The organism is Trebonia sp. (assembly GCF_030042015.1).
In the GTDB taxonomy this organism is placed as follows: domain Bacteria; phylum Actinomycetota; class Actinomycetes; order Streptosporangiales; family Streptosporangiaceae; genus Trebonia.
Genome location: NZ_JASIAL010000034.1, coordinates 1 through 3,247, shown reverse-complemented (window position 1 = coordinate 3,247; position 3,247 = coordinate 1). Strand labels below are relative to the sequence as shown.

2 protein-coding genes are annotated in these 3,247 nt (G+C 69.1%); one reads left to right on the top strand and one right to left on the bottom strand.

All coding sequences use genetic code 11. The features are described 5' to 3' along the window. Window positions 1-718, bottom strand: a 718-nt coding sequence (locus Q1N79_RS01490; protein WP_300603169.1) for an AZOBR_p60025 family cell surface glycopolymer formation protein, incomplete at its 3' end; no start/stop codon positions are given. A gap of 212 nt (window positions 719-930) precedes the next feature. On the opposite strand from Q1N79_RS01490, the gene Q1N79_RS01485 reads away from it, so the two are divergent. Further along, window positions 931-3,069: a hypothetical protein gene (locus Q1N79_RS01485; protein WP_300603167.1), complete on the top strand. Its 2,139-nt coding sequence runs from the start codon at window positions 931-933 to the stop codon at window positions 3,067-3,069. Window positions 3,070-3,247 lie beyond the last annotated feature (178 nt).

The window sequence follows — 3,247 nt, the reverse complement described above, 5'->3', positions numbered from 1 at the left end:
GGCCAGGCCTGGCCGTGCGGCGGTACATCTGGTACAGCCGGACGAGCGCGATCGCGATCGCGACCACCAGGATGGGCTCGTTGGTGAGCACGCCGTAGGCGATGAGGATCGCGGCGAGCACGTACCGGGAGTGCCGGTAGGCGAGCAGGCCGCCGAGCATGCACGCGTCGGCGAGCGGCTCGGCGGTGTCCCGGCCGATGCTGATCACCAGGCCGAAGTAGCCGGCGAACAGCAGCCCCCACAGCGCGTGCCGGCCCGACTCGCGGGCGAACTTCGCGCCGAGCCAGCCCACGACCGCGATGCAGGCCAGGTTGACGATGACGAGCACCGCGGGCACCAGATCGTGCTGGCCGGCCGACAGGATCCACGCGACCAGCGGGTACCCGATCCTGGTGTACCGGTAGTTGCTGTCCATCGTGATGCCGTAGGCGGTCTTGGCCCAGTTGAACGGGTCAAGCGCGAGCCGGTAGTAGAACTGGCCGTCGTAGCCCTTGGACGGCACGTGCGGGACCTGGGCGGGCCCGGAGTACACGTGCCCGGCCATGATGAACAGGGCGATGTGCCCGGCGGCCCAGGTCTGCCAGCGGGCCAGCACGAAGGCCAGCCAGGCGAAGAACGCGATCAGGCCGGTGACGGCCGGGTGGTCGAGCCGCGCGAGGAAAGTCCCGCTACCGGTCCGCTGGGACGCCGCGGGGTCCGTCGTCGATGTGAGCTGCACCCGTGTTCATCCGTCCTGTGGGGAAATCAGCCGTCCTAGGGTAGGAGCACGCGAGAATGACTGCGCGCGCAGCCTACCAGAGACGGGGTTCAGGCTACTCTGTGACAGGTTAGGCGGGATGGCGTCCCAGAACAGGACAGATTGTGCAAGAGTGTATGACTCATATGCCGAAGCGGGATCGCGCCGACGATGCGAAGTGATGGCTGACCGTCATGCCTAACACCGCGCCAGGAGCGGAAAGGGTCGCGGGCGGCGTCAGCGAGGACGCCACGCCCGCCGCTCCCGCGCGCCCTGCCGCGCGGGCGTGGCGGTGGGCGGGCGCAGCCCTGTTCCTGCTGGTGGTCGTGGTCCTGTTCGACGCGTACCTGCACCTGTCGAAGACCTACCCGGAGAACTCCGACGAGGCCAACATCCTGCTGATGGCCAACGACATGCTGCACGGCAACGTGTACCTGTCGCACTGGTACGTGTCCGACGTGCCGTTCATCACGACGGAACTGCCGCAGATCACGCTGCTCGTGTGGCTGTTCGGGCTGCACCTGAACACCGCGCACATCGCGGCGGCGGTGACCTACACCCTGGTCGTTGCCGTCGGCATGCTGCTGGCCAAGGGCAGGGCGCACGGCTGGGCCGCGGTCGCGAGGATGGCGCTGGCGCTGGCGATCATGCTCGCCCCGCAGCCGGGCGTGGGCATCTTCGTGGTGATCTTCTCCGTGGGGCACATCGGCACCGCGCTGCCGGTCATGCTGACGTGGCTGGTCCTTGACCGGTTCGGCAGCAGGCCATACGTGCCGGTGATCGTCGCGGTGCTGCTGGCCTGGGCGCTGATGGCCGATCCGCTCGTGCTCGTCATCGCGGTCTACCCGCTGCTCGCGGTCTGCCTCGCCCGGGTGGTCACCGGGCTTTTCACCGGTGCGCGGGGCGGCGGCGGCTTGCGCGGCATGCGGCAGGGGCTGCTCGGCCGCCGGCTCGAGCTGTGGCTCGCGGCCGCGGCCGGGGTCGCCTACCTGATCGTCGCCTTGGGCAGGCAGCTGCTCGCGATGGCCGGGGGCTACGTGCAGCAGCCTGTCCCGTTCCAGCTTGACCCGGCCAGGAACTGGTGGTGGCAGGCCCGCGTCGTCGTGCACGGCCTGCTTGAGATGTTCGGCGCGTACTTCGTCCCAGGGAACTGGATCAACTATCTCAGGCTGGGCGATTACGTCGCCGAGCCGGCACCGTCCGGGCTGGACCAGGCCATCGCGCTGACCCACGTACTTGGCGTGGTGCTCGCCGTGTGGGGTGCGTGCGCGATCGCCCGCCGGTTCTTCTTCCGCGACGCCGACTTCGTGAGCCAGCTGCTGCTCGCCGGGATCGTCGCTAACCTCGCCGCCTACATCCCCAGTACGCTGGCCTTCGCGACGCCGCTGAACGTGCGCGAGGTTGCCCCGGTGCTGCCGTTCGCCGCGGTGCTGGCCGGCCGGATGCTCGGCGACCGGCTGCTCACCGGGCCGCTCGCCGCTGTCCGGCTGCCCGGCTTCCTGCGGGCCGGAGCGACCTCGTACGGCGGTTCTGGCCGCGCCGACGGCGCAGGCAACGCGGTCCCCGACGGCCAGGCGGCGGCCCCCAGCCCCGCGGCCGGCCTGACCCGGCAGCGCGACGCGCGGGGCAAGGACCCGCGCCGGCGGAGCCTGCGGCTGCGGCTGGTGGCGATACCGCTTGTCGCGCTCTTCGGCTGGTACAGCTACGGCCTGTTCCGGCAGGCCGACACCCCGGCCGCGCCGCAGCCGCTGGCGGGGCTCGCGGCCTACCTGGAGGCCAACCACCTGAGTTACGGCCTCGGCGGCTACTGGGATGCGAGCATCATCACGGTGGAGACCGGCGGCAAGGTCACGATCAGGGCGGTCACGACGACGTGCCTGCAGCCCTATCTGTGGGAGTCCAAGACGGACTGGTACAGCGCGCGGTTGCACTCGGCCAACTTCATCCTGCTCAGCCAGGAGCCCGTCAACGGGTTCGCGGTGAACGGCGACGTGCTCCTTGTGCTCAATCACTGGTCCAGGTCGGCGTACGTCACATCGAAGCCGCCGCCGAATTATTACGACACCCAATCGACCGGGTGGCCGGTCTTCATCGACTACGGCGGCTACTACTTCAACTGGGTCCCCGAGATCAGCAGCGGGCATTACGTCATCAAGAACGGCCACGTGGTCTTGGTGCGCACCCAGCCGATCTGGTACTACACCGCCCGCGTCTACCCGTTCAACCTGCTCGCCCGGCTGCAGAAGACGCTGCCGCAAGTGCTGAACTCCCGGCCCGCCTGGCTGCTCAAGGAAATCAAGCAAGACCTCGGCAAGCCGGTCCCCGCGTGCTAGTAGCCTGGGTAGGCCTACCCAAAAACCGCAGATAGTCAAGGCCGGAGCCATGGCTTGCGGCCGTGCCTGACCCGAGGGGTTTCTCATGCGACGCGCAGCCGCGCTTGTTGTCATACCGTTGCTCGCCGTCGCCGCCGTCGCCGGCTGCGGCTCGTCGTCATCCCCGTCCTCATCGGCC

Coding starts and splice junctions, on each gene's coding strand:
- Q1N79_RS01485 (WP_300603167.1), top strand. CDS start 931: ATGCCTAACACCGCGCCAGGAGCGGAAAGGGTCGCGGGCGGCGTCAGC.